Annotated in this window: 9 protein-coding genes; 4 read left to right on the top strand and 5 right to left on the bottom strand. The window is 71.6% G+C overall.

The window, feature by feature from the left end; translation table 11 throughout:
- Positions 1-437: 437 nt before the first annotated feature.
- A complete protein-coding gene (recQ, locus tag ACFQZQ_RS12055; protein WP_386813043.1) occupies positions 438-2249 on the bottom strand; it encodes a DNA helicase RecQ in 1812 nt (603 codons plus the stop codon).
- 164 nt (positions 2250-2413) lie between these two features.
- Positions 2414-3034 (bottom strand): Dps family protein, encoded by a 621-nt coding sequence (locus tag ACFQZQ_RS12050; protein ID WP_386813042.1) that lies wholly within the window; start codon positions 3032-3034, stop codon positions 2414-2416.
- 86 nt (positions 3035-3120) lie between these two features.
- Between ACFQZQ_RS12050 and hrpA the strand changes: the two genes are divergently transcribed.
- The gene (gene hrpA / locus ACFQZQ_RS12045; protein ID WP_386813041.1) at positions 3121-7200 is read left to right on the top strand and encodes an ATP-dependent RNA helicase HrpA; all 4080 of its coding nucleotides are present in this window, start codon (positions 3121-3123) and stop codon (positions 7198-7200) included.
- 18 nt (positions 7201-7218) lie between these two features.
- On the opposite strand, the gene ACFQZQ_RS12040 is transcribed toward hrpA, so the two are convergent.
- A complete protein-coding gene (locus ACFQZQ_RS12040; RefSeq protein WP_386813039.1) occupies positions 7219-7695 on the bottom strand; it encodes a hypothetical protein in 477 nt (158 codons plus the stop codon).
- A gap of 187 nt (positions 7696-7882) precedes the next feature.
- Positions 7883-8383 carry a hypothetical protein gene (locus tag ACFQZQ_RS12035; protein ID WP_386813038.1) on the bottom strand — a complete coding sequence of 167 codons (501 nt, stop codon included), beginning with the start codon at positions 8381-8383 and terminating at the stop codon, positions 7883-7885.
- A gap of 100 nt (positions 8384-8483) precedes the next feature.
- Here ACFQZQ_RS12035 and ACFQZQ_RS12030 point away from each other — a divergent pair, with 100 nt between their 5' ends.
- Both ACFQZQ_RS12030 and ACFQZQ_RS12025 read left to right on the top strand, forming a co-directional pair.
- A complete protein-coding gene (locus ACFQZQ_RS12030) occupies positions 8484-10640 on the top strand; it encodes a RelA/SpoT family protein (protein ID WP_386813059.1) in 2157 nt (718 codons plus the stop codon).
- Between the two features lie 34 nt (positions 10641-10674).
- On the top strand, positions 10675-12312 hold the full coding sequence (locus tag ACFQZQ_RS12025) for a hypothetical protein (RefSeq protein WP_386813037.1): 1638 nt from the start codon (positions 10675-10677) through the stop codon (positions 12310-12312).
- 32 nt (positions 12313-12344) lie between these two features.
- Here the strand turns inward: ACFQZQ_RS12025 and ACFQZQ_RS12020 are convergent, their stop codons facing one another.
- Positions 12345-14441, bottom strand: coding sequence for a glycosyltransferase (locus ACFQZQ_RS12020; RefSeq protein ID WP_386813036.1), 2097 nt, complete (start codon positions 14439-14441; stop codon positions 12345-12347).
- 192 nt (positions 14442-14633) lie between these two features.
- On the opposite strand from ACFQZQ_RS12020, the gene mrcB reads away from it, so the two are divergent.
- Positions 14634-17051: a penicillin-binding protein 1B gene (gene mrcB / locus ACFQZQ_RS12015; RefSeq protein ID WP_386813035.1), complete on the top strand. Its 2418-nt coding sequence runs from the start codon at positions 14634-14636 to the stop codon at positions 17049-17051.
- The last annotated feature ends 54 nt before the right edge of the window (positions 17052-17105 follow it).

Below are 17105 nucleotides of genomic sequence, written 5' to 3'. Positions count from 1 at the left end.
AACGCACACGCGCCGATGGTAGTGTGGCTTAAGCCATGCAAGAGTAGGTCATCGCCAGGGGCTTTATCCCCGAAACCCCAGCCCACCAGGCTGGGGTTTCTTTTTGCGTGCGCGATATCCATGGCGCGTGGAAGGCGGAGTAACAACCCCCGGTGGCCATCGGCGGCTGCGGTTCGCATGCCTTGGCGGGCGATACCGCCGCGCGAACCCGGACCCCACTCCGAGCCGACCAGGAAGGTCAACCCGGGGGTCGATATCGCGTTTTTCGATATTGATGCAAAAGCGGATTTTGATCCGCAGCGCGAATGGCAGTCATACCCAGAACTCGCCGCTATCGACGACGATTGCCGAACCACGTACCTGCCAACGGTCGGTGAAAGCGCTGGCGGGCGGCACCCATCTGCCGATGGGGGGAGAAGCGGATGCGTCCGCGCGGCCTAGCCGGGGTCAAACAGCTGCTGCAGCACCGCCTCGCCGTAGCGGTCCAGCTTGCCCGCACCGATTCCGGCGATCCGCGACAGGTCGTCGAGATCGTCGGGTGCGGCTTCGGCGATCGCGCGTAGGGTGCTGTCGTGGAAGATCACGTAGGCCGGCACGTTCTGTTCGCGGGCGGTGGTCGAGCGCCATTCGCGTAGCGCGTTGAAGCGGATCAGCGCGTCGGGCGCGAGGTCGGGCAGGGTGGCCGTCGCGGCGCCGGCGCGGTCACGCCGGCGGCGTTCGGGCTTGGGCGCCTCGGTACGGAACAACAGGGTGCGTTCGCCGCGCAGCACGGCGGCGGTCTCGGCGGTGAAGCACAACGCGCCGTGACGCTCGACGTCGGCTTCGAGCAGGCCGCCGGCGACCAGTTGCCGAAACACGCCGCTCCACTGCCGCGCGTCCAGGTCGCTGCCGATGCCCCAGGTGCTGAGGCGTTCGTGGCCGAACTTGGCGACCTTCTCGGTCTCGCTGCCGCGCAAGACGTCGATCACGTGCGCGGCGCCGAAGCGCTGGCCGGTCCGGTACACGCAGGACAGGGCCTTGCGCGCGGCTTCGGTGCCGTCCCAGCTGTGTGGCGGCTCGAGGCAGTTGTCGCAGTTGCCGCAGGCGCCGGGGTGGCCTTCGCCGAACCAGCCCAGCAGCGATTGCCGGCGGCAGCCGGTCGATTCGCAGAAGCCGAGCAGCGCGTCGAGCTTGCGCAACTCCAGCTGCTTGCGTTCGGCGCCGGCTTCGCCCTGGTTGATCAGCTGGCGCAGGTTGACCACGTCGCCGAGGCCGTAGGCCAGCCAAGCCTCGGCCGGTTCGCCGTCGCGGCCGGCGCGGCCGGTTTCCTGGTAATAGCCCTCGATCGACTTGGGCAGGTCGATGTGGGCAACGAAGCGCACGTCGGGCTTGTCGATGCCCATGCCGAACGCGATCGTCGCCACCATCACCACGCCGTCTTCCTGCAGGAACCGACGCTGGTTGGCCGCACGCGTGGCCGCGTCCATGCCGGCGTGATACGGCAGCGCATCGATGCCGGCCGCGCGCAGCTGCTCGGCGGTGCTGTCGACGCGCTTGCGCGAGAACGCGTAGACGATGCCGCTGTCGCCGCGGTGGGTCAGCAGGAAGTCCAGCAACTGGCGGGTGCCGCCGTCCTTGTGCACGACCCGGTAGCGGATGTTCGGACGGTCGAACGAGCTGACGAACTGGCGCGCGTCGCCGAGCGACAGGCGCTCGGCGATCTCGTTGCGGGTCGGGGTGTCGGCGGTAGCGGTCAGCGCGATGCGCGGCACCTCCGGCCAGCGTTCGTGCAGCACCGTGAGCTTGCGGTACTCGGGGCGGAAATCGTGGCCCCATTGCGAGACGCAGTGCGCCTCGTCGATCGCAAACAGGGCGATGGACGCGCGGTCGAGCAGGTCCATGCAGCGCGCGGTGAGCAGCCGCTCCGGCGCGATGTAGAGCAGATCCAGCTCGCCGGCCAGCAGCGCGCGCTCCACGTCGGCCGCGGCGGCCGCATCCAGGGTGGAATTGAGGTACGCGGCGCGCACGCCGAGCTGGTGCAACGCCTCGACCTGGTCCTGCATCAGCGCGATCAGCGGCGAGATGACGATGCCGCAGCCGGCGCGCAGCAGCGCCGGCAGCTGGTAGCACAGCGACTTGCCGCCGCCGGTGGGCATCAGCACCAGCGCGTCGCCGCCGGCGACGAGCTGGTCGATGATCTGCGCCTGTTCGCCGCGGAACGCGGGGTGGCCGAAGGTGTGGCGGAGCAGGTCGAGGGCGGCGTCGGGCATGGGCGCTAGGGTAACAAGCGTGGGGAGCAGCGCCCTCGGAGACGGGCATGAACACGGGTAGGAATACTCCGCAGAAGGCGTCGTCCGCACGGCCGGCGGACGGCGCGATCGCGGAGCCTGTCCGGGCGCGGCGGCGGGCCGGACAGGCATGGCGCGGGTCGGGACTATTGCAGCAACGAACGCAGCATCCACGCGTACTTTTCGTGGATGTTGAGGCGCTGGGTCATCAGGTCCACGGTCGGGTCGTCGCCGGCATCGTCGGCGGTCTTGAGCACCTTGCGCGCGGTGCGGGCGACCGCCTCGTTGCCGACGGTCAGCTGCCGCACCATCTCGCGCCAATCCGGGGCGTGGGCCAGGCCGGGCTCCTCGGCCAGCGACGACAGGCGGATGAACTCGGCGTAGGAACCCGGGGCGTTGAAGCCCAGCGCGCGGCTGCGTTCGGCGATCTCGTCCAGCGCGTTCCACTGCTCGGTGTACTGCATCTCGAACATGTTGTGCAGCGCGTTGAACATCGGGCCGGTGACGTTCCAGTGGAAGTTGTGGGTCTTCAGGTACAAGGTGAAGCTGTCGGCGAGGAAGCGCGCCAGGCCTTCGGCGATCTTCTTGCGATCGCCCGGGCTGATCCCGATATCAATGGCCGGGGCGTTGCCCGCGGCGGCCGGTGACGCCACCGGTTCGATGCGCGCGGCGACCACGGAGTCGGATTTCTTCGGGGACGTCGTCTTTGGCGTCTTGGACTTGGAACTCTCGGGCTTGGACTTGCCCGCGGATTTCGACTTGGCCATGCGGTTTCTCCCGGGTGGATGGCATGCGGCGACAATAGGCCCGCACGCCGGCGGCGTGAAATGGATTGTTTCTTTCAATTGGATCAATGAACTCTATCGACGCAGACGCTAAGGCCCCGTTAGGGCACGCCGGACTCGCGCAGGCTGCTCCGCGCCAGGCGCTGGCCGCGATCGACGGTGCCCTGAGCCGCGACCGCGGCCGCCTGCACGGGCTATGGTCGCGCTGGAACGCCGGGCCGACTGACGCCCGGGCGCAGGCGGCGTTCGCGTCGGCGTTGACGGCGTCGGTCGCGCAGCGCGAGGCGCGTGCGGCGTCGCTGCCGCAGGCGCCGGTCGACCCGACGCTGCCGATCGCTTCGGAAGCGCAGCGGATCGTCGAGCTGATCCGCGCCCACCCGGTGGTCGTGATCGCCGGCGAAACCGGCTCGGGCAAGACCACCCAGATCCCGAAGCTGTGCCTGGCCGCGGGCCGCGGCAGCGCCGGCATGATCGGCTGCACCCAGCCGCGCCGGATCGCCGCACGCGCGGTGGCGCGACGCGTGGCGGAGGAGCTCGGCACGCCGCTGGGTGGCGTGGTCGGCTACCAGGTGCGCTTCACCGAGAACGTCGGCGCGGGCACCGCGATCAAGTTCATGACCGACGGCATCCTGCTGGCGGAGATCCAGTCCGACCGCTGGCTGTCGGCCTACGACACGATCCTGATCGACGAGGCGCACGAACGCAGCCTCAACATCGATTTCCTGCTCGGCTATCTCAAGCAACTGCTGAAGAAGCGCCGCGACCTGAAGGTCATCGTGACCTCGGCGACGATCGACACCGCGCGCTTTGCCGCGCATTTCGACGACGCCCCGGTGGTCAACGTCGAGGGCCGCGGCTACCCGGTGTCGGTACGCTACCGCCCGCTGGGGGGCGAAGGCGACGAGGGCGACACGGCCGAATCGGAAGCGCGCGACGGTCAGCGCAGCATTACCGATGGCATCGTCGCCGCGTGCGACGAGATCACCCGCGAGGATCCGCGCGGCGACGTGCTGGTATTCCTGTCCGGCGAGCGCGAGATCCGCGACGCCCACCAGGCGCTGGAACGGCGCAAGTACCGCGACACCGAGGTGCTGCCGCTGTACGCGCGATTGTCGGTGCGCGACCAGGACCGCGTGTTCAATCCCGGCGTCAGGCGCCGCATCGTGCTGGCGACCAATGTCGCCGAGACCTCGCTGACGGTGCCGCGGATCCGTTATGTGGTCGATCCGGGGCTGGCGCGGATCAAGCGCTACAGCCCGCGCGGCAAGCTCGACCGGCTGCACATCGAGCCGATCTCGCAGGCCAGCGCCGACCAGCGCAAGGGCCGCTGCGGGCGCATCTCCGAAGGCACCTGTTACCGCCTCTACTCGGAGGCCGATTTCGAATCGCGGCCGTTTTACACCGATCCGGAGATACGCCGCGCGGCGCTGGCCGGGGTGATCCTGCGGATGCTGTCGCTCGGGCTGGGGCGGATCGAGGATTTCCCGTTCCTGGAGGCACCCGATCCGCGCGCGATCGCCGACGGCTGGCAGCAACTGGGCGAGCTCGGCGCGGTCGGCATCGCCGAGTCGGCATCGCGATCGAAGCCGTCCGACAAGCGCGGCGACTACGCGCTGACCCCGGTCGGCAAGCTGATGGCGCGGATGCCGGTCGACGTGAAGCTCGCGCGCATGCTGGTTGCGGCCAACCAGCACGGCTGCCTGCGCGAGATGCTGGCGATCGCGGCCTTCCTGGGCATCCAGGACCCGCGCGAGCGGCCCAGCGACCAGCGCGGCGCGGCCGATACCGCGCATGCGCTGTTCGCCGATCCGAAATCGGAATTCGTCGGCATCCTCAGGCTGTGGGATGCCTACCAGGAGGCGCACGAGGAGCTGACCCAGTCGAAGCTGCGCGGCTGGTGCGAGAAGCATTTCCTCGGGTTCCTGCGCATGCGCGAGTGGCGCGAGCTGCACCGCCAGCTGAAGTTGATGGCCGACGAGCTTGGTTGGCAGCAGAACCCCGCGATCGTGGCCGAGAGCGAGGCCATTGGCCATGCCCAGTACGCAACCCTGCACCGCGCCCTTATCGCCGGCCTGCCGACCCAGATCGGCCAGCGCACGCCGTCGCCGGACAAGAAAACCGGTGGCGGCTACGACGGGCCGCGCGGGCGCAAGTTCCAGTTGTTCCCGGGTTCGCCGCTGGCGAAGAAGCCGCCGCCGTGGGTGTTGGCCGCGACCGTGCTCGACACCGAGCGCGTGTGGTCGATGACCAATGCCGCGATCGAACCGGACTGGGTGATCCAGGAGCTGCCGCACCTGCTCGCGCGGCGCCACCACGACCCGCACTGGGCGCGCTCGCAAGGCCGCGTGGTCGGCAGCGAGCAGATCAGCCTGTTCGGGCTGGTGCTCGCGCCGAAGCGGCCGGTGCACTACGGCGCACTGTTTCCGGAAGAGAGCCGGGCGATCTTCGCGCGGGACGCGCTGGTGACCGGCGAGATCAACACCCGCAGCGCGTTCCTCGCGCGCAACCTGGCGACGCTGGCCAAGGCGCGCGAGGAAGAGGCCAAGCAGCGCCGCGCCGGGCTGGTGGTCGACGAAGAGTGGATGGCGCGCTGGTACCTCGAGCGGTTGCCCGCGCACGTGCACAACGCGCAGGCGCTGGACGCGTGGTTCGGCAAGCTGCCGGCCGCGGAGAAGGCCGCGCTGGAATGGACGCTCGACGACCTGCTGGTCGGCGATGAAAGCGATGCCGCGCGCTTCCCGAAATTCGTCCTGCTCGGCAATGCGCGGTTGCCGGTGCAGTACCGCTTCGAGCCGGGCGCGCCCGACGACGGCATGACCGTGAGCGTGCCGTTGCACCTGCTCAACGCGCTCGACCCGGCGCAACTGTCGTGGCTGGCGCCGGGCTTCGTCGCCGACAAGGCGGCGGCGCTGATCAAGTCGCTGCCGAAGACGCTGCGCCGCAACTTCGTGCCGGCGCCGGATTTCGCCCGCGCGTTCGCCGAGGCGCATCCGGAGGACGCGGCGCGCGAGGGCGCGTTTGCGGGCGCGCTGGCGGCGTTCCTGCGCAAGGTCACCGGGGTCGCGGTCGAGGCCGGCGAGTTCGACGACAGCGAGCTGGAACCGCACCTGCGCATCAACCTGCGCCTGCTCGACGCGGCCGGCGAGGGCCGCGGCGCACCCGCGGTGCTGGCCGAATCGCGCGACCTGGACGAGTTGCGCGCCCGCTTCGGCGCGCGTGCAGCCGCGGCGTTCGCGGCCCAGGCCGCCGCCGGCCTGGCGCAAACGCAATTGACCAGCTTCCCGGACACGCCGATCCCGCTGTCGGTGCCCGGCGCCGGTGGCGTGCCCGCGTACCCGGCGCTGCACGACGAGGGCGAGTCGGTCTCGCTGCGCGTGCACGCCGAACGCGACGCCGCGCTGCGCGCGCACCCGCGCGGCGTGCGCCGGCTGCTGTGGCTGGCGCTGGCCGAGAAGCGCAAGCAGGCGCGCAAGCAGTTGCCGGTGTCGCCCAAGACCGGCTTGCTGTACGCCGCGATCGAGGCGGCGGCGCCGCGCCACGATGAAGGTGACCAGCTGCCGATCGGCGACCGCTTGCGCGCCGACCTGCTCGACGGCGCGTTCGAATCGCTGGTCAGCCAGGGCCTGGACGAAATCCGCGACGCCGACGCGTTCGCCGCACGTCGCGACGCCGTGGCCAAGCGCCTGTTCGGCGAGGCGACCGAACGCCTGGGCCAGGCCGAAGCCATCCTCACCGCCGTCGCGCAGGCCCGCGCCAAGCTGGAATCGCCGCTGATGGGGTGGGCCAGCGGCAACCTCGACGACATGCGCGCGCAACTCGCGGCGCTGACCCCGCCGGGTTTCCTGCGCGACGTGCCGGCCGACGCGCTGCGCGAGTACCCGCGTTACCTCAAGGCATTGGCGCTGCGCGGCGAACGCGCGCTACGTGACCCGGTGCGCGACCAGGCGCGGATGCTGGAACTCAAGCCGTTCGTGGCGGCGCTGGATGCGGCGCGTGCCAGCGGCCAGGCCGATACGCCGGAGTGGCAGGCGCTGCGCTGGGAACTGGAAGAGTTGCGGGTGTCGCTGTTCGCACAGGAGCTCGGTGCGCGTGGCGGCGTGTCGGCGAAGAAACTGGCGGCACGGCTGGCGCAGCTGCGGCCGCGTTGAGGCCCGTGCCGCACGGAGTCAGTCGACGCGCTGCACCTTCAGGCGTGGCGAATGGCCCTCGACCTGCAGGTACCAGCTGCCCAGCGCGCCGGGGGCGATGGTGACCTTGGGTTGCGACAGGGTGCTGGTGTACAGCGAGCCCTGGGTCACGCGCCAGCGCTGGCCGTTCTCGAGCTCGAAACGGGTGCCGACCGACCACTCGCGCATGCTGCCCTTGATCGTGCTGCGAATCGGTTCGACCGCGCGGCGTTCGAACAGTCCCGGCGAGCGGTCGTGCTGGCTGCGCGCGTCGGCGGCCTGGAGCACGGTGTCGCGCTCGTCGCGCAGCAACTGGTTCAGCAGCGCCAGCTCCTGCGTGGTCAGCCGCTCCAGTCCGGTCGCCTGCAGCTGCGCGGGCGTCAGGCGCTTCTCGATCGCGGTGTAGTCGTCCTGGGCGTGGACGGCCGGGGGCAGCAGCAGGGTGGCGGCGAGGGCGAGTTTGAGCAGCGTGTGCATGGTCGTTATCCGGGCTGATTGATTCGATGTGCGGGCAATGCGGCGGTGTGGGTTACGCGAGCGCCGAGTGCAAAGTCGCTGGATCCTGAAATTCCCGGCCACCGCGCACGGCGCGATGGCGTTCAGCGCCGCGCGAGCCAGTGGCTCGCAAACGCGGCGCTTCACCCCGCCTGCGCGGGCCAGTGCGTCACTTGACCCGCTGCACCCGGGCGCGGGTGTTGTAGCCGTCGATCGACAGGTACCAGGTGTTGCCGATCACGCTCGGGGTGATCTTCACCGCCGGGCTGGTCTTGCGCACGCCGGCGAGCGAAGCGCTGTCGACCTGCTGCCAGACCTGGCCATTGTCGAGCGTGTAGCTGCGGCCGCTGCCGAAGCCGCGGAACTCGCCGGCGATCCGTCCCACGATCGGCTCGGTCGACCCGAACGCGAGGAAGCCGCGGTTCTCTTCCTCGACCTGCTTCTTGGCGGTCTGCGCGGCCTTGGTGGTTTCGCTCACCAGGGTGCGGTTGAGCCAGGCGTTGAGATTGGCCAGCTGCTGCGCATCGAGCTGGTCCAGGCCGGCGGCCTTGAACTGTTCCGGCGTCATCTGCCGCTCGATCGGCTGTCCGCCCGGCTGCTGCGCGAACGCGGTGGGAGCCAGCGCCAGCGACATGGCAAGCAGCAGCGGACGGATGGTGCGGGCGCGCATTGAAAGCCTGGGTTTCGCAAGCATGAACTGTTCCTCCGGACCGTTGCGGGCTAGTGTAGACGCTGACCCGCAACGAGCCATGACCTTCGCGGTTGATGCGATGAACGCGCCGGTATCGTCCCCCCTGAACGCGCTGCTGGCGCTGCCCGCCGCCGCCGTGGTCGGCGCGCCACTCCGGCAACGCCTGGCCGCGGCCGGCGCCGCTGCGGAGTTGGCCACACGCGACACGCCCGACATCGCCAAGGCCACGCTCGAGGCCTTGGCCTTGCTCGGCGCCGACGGCGACACCGTGGCCGCCGCGATCCTGCACGCGTTTCCGGCGCTGCCCGGGCGGCTCGGGCCGGCGTTCGAACACGAACATGCCGCGGTCGCGGCGCTGCTCGACGGCCAACGCGCCGCGGAACAAGTGTGGGCGTTGCACGCCGAGCACGGCGGCAAGGCCGGCGGCGAAGGCCTGCGCCGGCTGCTGCTGGCGATCGTGCGTGACCTGCGGGTGGTGCCGATCCTGCTCGCGCGCCAACTCGCGCGGATGCGCGCCGCCGACAAGTTGCCCGAGGACCAGCGCCGCGAACTGGCATCGCTGACCCGTGACATCCACGCGCCGCTCGCGAACCGGCTCGGCATCTGGCAGCTGAAGTGGGAGCTGGAGGACCTCGCGTTCCGTTACCTGGAGCCAGCGACCTACCAGCAGATCGCGCGCCTGCTCGACGAGAAGCGCGGCGACCGCGAACGCTACATCGAGCACGTCAAGCGCACCCTGCGCGGAGCGATGGCGGAGCAGGGGCTGCAAGCCGAGGTCGCCGGCCGGCCCAAGCACATTTACAGCATCTGGAAGAAGATGCAGCGCAAGGGCGTGCCGATCGGCGAGCTCTACGACCTGCGCGCGGTGCGGGTGCTGGTGGACGACCTGGGCGGCTGCTACACCGCGCTGGGCGTCGTGCATGCCACCTGGACGCCGATCCCCAGCGAGTTCGACGACTACATCGCGCGGCCCAAGCGCAACGACTACCGCTCGCTGCACACCGCGGTACTGGGGCCGCAGGGCAAGACCCTGGAGGTGCAGATCCGCACCCACGAGATGCACCGCCAGGCCGAGCTCGGCGTCGCCGCGCACTGGAAGTACAAGGAGGGCAGCGGCGGCGACGCGGCGTTCGACCGCAAGATCGCCTGGATGCGCCGCCTGCTGGAAAGCCACGGCGACGGCGCGCGTGACGGCGAGGACGCGTCGCTGTCGGGCGAGTTCGACACCGAGCTGGTCGAGGACCGCGTCTACGTGCTCACGCCCAAGGGCGAGGTGCTCGACCTGACCGCCGGCGCGACCCCGCTGGATTTCGCCTACCACGTGCACACCGAGGTCGGGCACCGCTGCCGCGGTGCCAAGGTCAACGGTCGCATCGTGCCGCTCGACCACAAGCTGCACAGCGGCGACCGCGTCGAGATCATGGTCGCAAAGACCGGTGAGCCGCGGCGCGACTGGCTGGTGGCGGCGAACGGCTTCCTCGCCAGCCCGCGCTCGCGCGAGAAGGTCCGGAACTGGTTCAACAAGCTCGACCGCGCGCGCAACGAGCACGCCGGCCGCGAGCTGCTCGACAAGGAACTGCGCCGGCTGGGCTTGCTCGGCGCCGACCTGGCGCCGGCGCGCGACAAGCTGCACTTGGGCAGCGACGGCGAGCTGTACGTGCAGGTGGCACTGGGCGACCTGGGCCCGCACCAGGTCGGTCGCATCCTGCTCGAACACGAGCGCGCCGCGAGCGCGCCGGCGGTGGCGGCGAGCACGACGGCGGCGCCGGCCGCGCCGCGCGCGCCGCGCAAGGCCAGCGACTTCACGGTCGAGGGCGTCGGCAACCTGCTGGTGCAGATCGCGCGCTGCTGCCAGCCGGTGCCGGGTGAGCCGATCGTCGGGTACCTGACCCGTGGCCGCGGCGTCAGCGTGCACCGGCCGACCTGCGCATCCTTCCAGCGCCTGGCGGCGGCGCAGCCGCAACGCGTGTTGCCGGTCGAGTGGGGCCGCCAGGGCAGCGGCTACGAGGTCGACGTCGAAGTGCTGGCGCTCGACCGCAAGTGGTTGCTCAAGGAAGTGACCAACCTGATCGCGCAGGGCAACGCCCACGTCGGCAGCATCCACAGCGACCACGAGCGCAACGGCGCGCGCGTGCGGCTGCGGCTGCGGCTGAGCGTGGCCGACTACGGCCAGCTGTCGACCCTGCTGGGCAAGCTGTCGGCGCTGCCGGGCGTGGAACAGGCGCACCGCAGTTGACGTTGCACGATGGGCCCGGCGCTATGCTGCCGCGGTGACACGCGAGCCCACGCCACCGAGCGATCCACGCCCCCCTGCCAGTACCGCGTCCGCGGGCGCCCGATCGCGGCGCGAACGTGGCCTGCGTGCCCGCGTCGAGCCGTGGCTGGATCGCTGGAGCGAACTGCGCTTCGATTCGCCCACCCAGCCAACCCCGCGGCAGTCGCCGCCGCCGCGCGCACGGCTGGGCCGGGGCCTTGCCGCGGCGGCGCTGGTGGTGCTGGTGTTGCTGCTCGCGCGGCGTCCGCTGTCGGACTGGTTGTGGCCGCAGACCAGCGCCCAGCAGTTGCGCGCCGACGCCGCGCTGGCGCTGGCGCAAGGGCGGCTGACGTCGGCCGATGGCCGCGGTGCGCGCGAGTTGTTCGAAGCGGCGCTCGCGCGCGATCCCGACCGCGGCGATGCGCGGACCGGGCTGGCGCAGGTGGGTTTGGCCGCGATCGAGCAGGCGCGACGTGCGATCGACGAACGCCGCTACGCCGATGCGCACCGCGCGCTCCAACTGGCGCGCGAGCTGTCGGTGCCGCGCGCGCTGGCCGATGCTGTCGCCAGCACGCTGCGCGAGCGGGAAGCGGCCGACGCCGGGATCGAGCGCCTGCTCGCCGACGCCCGCGCGGCGCGCGTGGCCGGCCGGCTTGAAGGCGACGACGGCGGCGCGCTGGCCTTGTACCAGCGCGTGATCGCGCTGCAGCCCAACCGTACCGAGGCCCTGGAGGGGCGCGAGGACGTGCTTGCCGAGCTGCTGCAGCAGGCGCGGCAGTGGCTGGCCGGCGGCAAACTGGCGGAGGCGGCGGCCGCGATCCACCGCGTGCAGGCCGCCGATGCCGGCCACGTCGACCTGCCTGACGCGCTCGCACAGCTCGCGCAGCAGGCCGAGCAGCGCCGGCGCCGCGCCGACGCCGACCTGCGTCGCGGCCGGCTGCCACGCGCGCTGGCAGGCTACCGGCTGGTGCTCGCGGCCGACCCGGAAGATGCGGACGCCGCGCGCGGTCTGGTGCGGGTCGCGAACGCCTATGCCGCGCGCAGCGAGCAGCTCGCCGCGGACTTCCGCTTCGCCCCGGCCGAGGCGGCGCTGCGCGAGGCGCAGGCGATCGCCGCCGACGCGCCGGCGATCCGCGAGGCGCGCCGGCACCTGGACCGCGCGCGCCAGAGCCAGGCGCGCGCCGGCGCGTCGCTGCCGACGCCGGAACGGCAACGGCGCCTGCGCGCGTTGCTGGAGCAGGCCGCCGCCGCCGAGGCGCGTGGCGACCTGCTGTCGCCGCCGGGAGACAGCGCGTTCGACAAGCTGCGCGCCGCCCGTGCGATCGCGCCGCAGGACCCGCGCGTGCGCCGGGCCGTGGCGCGGCTGCTGCCTACGGCGAAGGACTGCTTCGAAACCCAGCTGCGCGGCAACCGCCTGGTCCGCGCGCGCGAATGCCTCGATGTGCGCCGTGTGCTAGAAGGCGAATCGCCGGCGCTGGCCGAGAATCGCCGGCGGCTCGCGCAGCGCTGGATCGCGGTCGGCAACGAGCGCCTCGGCGCCGGCGAGCTGGCCGTGGCCCAGGCCGCGCTGGCGGCCGCGCGCGCGCTCGATCCGGCGGCGGCGGGGCTGGACGAGTTCAACGAACGCTTGCGCGCGGCCAGCGCGGGCGACTGAAGCCTTCCGGCGGCCGCGCCGGCGCGCCGCGGCTAGGCGTCGTGCAGCAGCACCCGCCGCACGACCGCGCGCGCGGCATCGAGCGAGAAGTGCTGCTCGATATTGCGCAGTCCGTTGCCAGCGAGCCGCTGCCACAGCTCGGGGTCGCGGTACAGGCGCACCACCGCGGCGGCGAACGCCTCGGCATCGTCGCCGACCAGCACGTCCTCGCCGTCGCGCAGGTGCATGCCCTCGACCGCGCACCCGGTCGCGACCACCGGCTGGCCGTGGGCCATGCTCAGGTTGACCTTGCCCTTGACGCCGGCGCCGTACCGCAGCGGCGCGACCGCGATCCGGGCGCCATCCATGTACGGCGCCAGGTCCGGCACGTGGCCGTGCACCTCGACCCCGGGTTGCGCGGCCAGGGCCGCGACCTCCGGCGGCGGGTCGGCGCCGATGCAATGGAAGCGCGGCTGCGGCAGCTGCGCGCGGATCTTCGGCAACACGTCGGCGACGAACCAGCGCACCGCATCGACGTTGGGCGGATGGCGGAAGCCGCCGACGAACACCAGGTCGTGGCGCTGCGCGAACGCCTGCCCGGGGCCGGCGACCCGGTGCAGGTTCGACAGCACCTCGACCCGTGCATTGGGGGCGTCGCGCGCCAGCAGCGCGCGCTCGACCTCGCTCACCACCAGCGTCGCGTCGCTGCGCGCGATGATGTCCAGCTCCAGCGCACGCGTGCGCTCGGACGCGCGGGCCAGCGCCGCGTCGCCGGCGACCTGCGCACCGCGCTGCTCGCGCAGGTAATGCAGGTCGACCGTGTCGAACACCAGCGCCGCCTGCGGCGCGTGCCGGCGCAGCAGCGGCAGCAACTCGCGCATCACGTAGTGGCGGCAGACCACGACCGTGTCGAAGCGCGCGCCGTGTTCGCGGATCCATCCCGGCAGCGCCTTGAGGAACGGCGCATGCCAGACCTCGACGCCAAGCTGCTGCAGCGCGCGCAGCGCATGCCCGTCGCCGACGCGGTCGGTGGGCACGAACACGACATGCGCGTCTTCCTGGCGCAGCAGGCGCATCAGGTTGACCAGCCGCAGCGACGCCGAATCGCGGTCGGGCTGCGGCATGGCGCTATCGATGACGAGGATCGCGCGCCGCCTGCGGGCCACCGCCGCCTGCTCGCTGGCGCGGGTCGGCTGCCGGTCCAGCACGTCGCGCCATTTGTCGGCGAACACCTGCTGGTTGTGCACCTGCCGGGCCTTGGGCCCGGTGCTGGTATCGGTGCCTGCGGTCGCGCCCTCGACGTGCACCACCTGCGATCGGGGCTGGTAGAGCACGCGGTAACCGGCGGCGCGGACCGCGAACGCGAGGTCGGTGTCCTCGTAGTAGGCCGGCGCGTAGCGGCGGTCGAACCCGCCCAGATGCGCGAACAACGCGCGCGGGATGCAGATCGCCGCGCCGGAGCAGTAGTCGGCCTCGCGCACGAACGCGTAACGCGGGTCGAGCGGCGATTCGAACTTGCCGTAGTTGCAGCCGCCGCCGTCGGCGAACACCAGGCCGCCGGCCTCCTGCAGGCGGCCATCGGGGTACAGCAACTGCGCCCCGACCAGGCCGGTGCCGGGGTGGTCGGCGAACGTCGCCAGCAACGCGTCGAGCCAACCCGGCTGCGGCACCGTGTCGTTGTTGAGGAACACCAGGTACTCGCCGCGCGCCAGCGTCGCACCGTCGTTGCACGCGGCGATGAAGCCGCCGTTTTCGACGCGACGGTGGTAGCGCAGGCCGGCGACGTGCTGCAGGCAGGCCTGGGTGTCGTCGGACGAGCCGTCGTCGACAACGATGATCTCGAGTGCCGCGCGCGCCGGGTGCGCGGCCAGCGCACGCAGGCACGCCAGCGTGTGCGCGAACTGGTTGTAGACCGGGATCACGATGCTCGCCAGCGGCGCATCGCTGCGCGGCACGGCGAACGGCGAGAACGCGGCCGGCTCGGGCAGGTACAGCGCCAGGCGCTGCGAGGCGGGCACGCGATGGAACTGCTTGAGCACGCGTTGCCACGACGCCTGCACGCCGCGTGTGCGCAGGCTGGTCAGGCCGCGCCGCCACAAACCGGTGCCACGGTCGATCATGAAGCGCAGATCGGCCCAGGTCATCGGCATCGGTTCATCGCCATCGTGCACAAACTCCGGGTGGTTCCAGCACAGCGCCCAACGTGCCCGCACTCCGCGGCTGTCCCGAACCGCGCGTTCTGAACTGGCTCGGAACCCGGAAGCCCGGCCCCGTGCGGGGCACGCAGGCGGCTGCGCTAGACTCGCAGCCACTTGGGCGCAGCCCTGTCATTGTGTCATCCCGTGGCCCGAATCGATTACGACGAAGACGACAGTTACCCCGACAACCCGGCCCCGCAGTGGCGCCGGCGGCTGGTCACCTGGACCCTGGCGGCGATCGGCCTCGGCCTGGGCTTCCTGATCCCGTACACCTTGTACCTGAACCACGAAGTCGGGCAGCGCTTCGGCCAGTTGCGCTGGCAGATCCCGACGCGCGTGTACGCGCGGCCGCTGGAACTTGCGCCCGGCCTGACGCTCGACGCGACCACGCTCAAGACCGAACTCGACGCGGCCGCCTACCGCGACGGCGACGGCAGCCGCCCGGGCTCGTACTCGCGCAATGGCGGGCGCTGGCTGATCTCCAGCCGCGGCTTCAACGACGTCGACGGCGTGGTCGGCGGCCGCCGCATCGAGCTGGTGCTGTCCGGCGGCAAGGTCGCCAGCGTGCGCGATGCCGGCCGCAAGCAGGCGCTCAAGTCGGTGCGCCTCGACCCGGCGCGGATCGCGACCCTGTACGGCCAACAGCAGGAAGAACGCCGGCTGGTGCGGATCGAGGAGGTGCCCGAGCTGCTCGTCACCGGCCTGCAGGCGGTCGAGGACCGCGACTTCAACAGCCATATGGGCATCGACTTGAGCGGCATGCTGCGCGCGGCGTTCAAGAACGTGACCGGCGGCAAGCGCCAGGGCGCGAGCACCCTGACCCAGCAGCTCGCGCGCAGTGGCCTGCTCGGCATCGGCCGCGAGCAGACCTTCACCCGCAAGGGCAAGGAGATCCTCTACGCGATGCTGATGGAGGCGCGCTACGACAAGCGCACCATCCTGGAGGCCTACCTCAACCAGGTGTACCTCGGCCAGCGCGGCTCGCAGGCAATCCACGGCGTCGCCGCGGGCGCCGAGTTCTGGTTCGGCCGCGACCTGCGCGACCTCAACACCGAGCAGGTCGCGCTGCTGGTCGGCATCGTCAAGGGACCGTCGGCGTACGACCCGCGCCGCAACCCGGAGGCCGCGACGCAGCGCCGCAACTTCGCGCTCGGCGAGTTCCACGAGACCGGCCTGATCGACGACGCCGAGTACCAGCGCGCGCTGAAGGCGCCGCTGGGCATCACCAAGACGCCGGGCAGCGTCGCCGCTAACCGCTTCCCCGCCTACGTCGACCTGGTCCGCCGCCAGCTCGCGCGCGACTACCCCGCCGACGCCCTCGCCGGCGCCGGCCTGAGCGTGATGAGCGGGATGGCGCCATCGGCGCAGGCCTACGCCGAGGGCGCGGTGACGCGCACGCTGAAGGGCCTGGGCAAGCGGCGCGCGCCGTTGCAGTCGGGCCTGGTGATGACCGACGTGCACAACGGCGAGGTGGTCGCGGTGGTTGGAGGCCGCGACTTCGCCGGCCACGGCTTCAACCGCGCGGTCGAGGCGCAGCGGCCGGTCGGCTCGCTGCTCAAGCCGTTCGTGTACCTGCTCGCGCTGGCGCAGCCGGGCAAGTACTCGCTGGCCAGCTATGTCGACGATTCGCCGGTCACGGTGACGCTCGGCAAGGGCAAGCGCTGGAACCCGGGCAACTCCGACGGCCGCAGCCACGGCACGGTGCGCCTGATCGACGCGCTCGCGCAGTCGTACAACCAGGCCACGGTACGCGTCGGCATGCAGATCGAGCCCGAGCGCATCGCCGACCTGGTGCGCACGCTGGCCGGCATCCAGACCGACACCAACCCGTCGGTCATCCTCGGCGCCACCGACCAGAGCCCGTACGCGATGGCGCAGCTGTACCAGTTCCTCGCCTCCGGCGGCGAGATCCAGCCGCTGCACGCGGTGCGCGGGGTGCTCGACGCCAACGGTAAAGTGGTCAACCGCTACGACAAGGAACCGGCGCCCGCCCAGCAGGGCGATGCGATCGCCGCGCGCCTGACCACGATCGCGCTGCAGCAGGCGGTATCGAGCGGCACCGGCGCGCAGCTGATGCGCGACGGCCTGGGCCGCCTGTCGCCGGCCGGCAAGACCGGCACCAGCAACGACGGCCGCGACAGCTGGTTCGCCGGCTGGACCGGCGACCACCTCGCGGTGATCTGGGTCGGCAACGACCAGAACCAGACCACCGGCCTGTACGGCGCCACCGGCGCGATGCGGGTGTGGTCGGCGATCTTCGCGCGGCTGCCGACGGCGCCGCTCAAGGTCACCGACGAAGGCCTCGACTGGCAGTGGGTGATCGGCCAGAACACCACCGACGCCGGCTGCGGCGGCGCGCGCCGATTCGCGTTCGTGCAGGGCTTCGCGCCGGGCTACACGCCGTGCCCGGCGCCGCAGCCGGCGGTCGACGAGGAGTCCGAGCAGGACGGCGGCTGGCGCGACTGGTTCGGCTTCGGCGACCGCGACGAGCGGCGCGAGGACGACGAGCCGCGCGAACCGGATCCGGCCAAGCGGCTGCCGCCGCCGGAAGACGGCGAATGACGTCGGCGCTGACATGGCGCGACGCAGCGCGCGCGGCCAGCGTTGCTGTCTGCC

This window comes from Lysobacter koreensis (assembly GCF_042677045.1).
Classification (GTDB): Bacteria; Pseudomonadota; Gammaproteobacteria; order Xanthomonadales; family Xanthomonadaceae; genus Lysobacter_K; species Lysobacter_K koreensis.
This window is presented reverse-complemented; position numbering and strand designations above follow the sequence as displayed.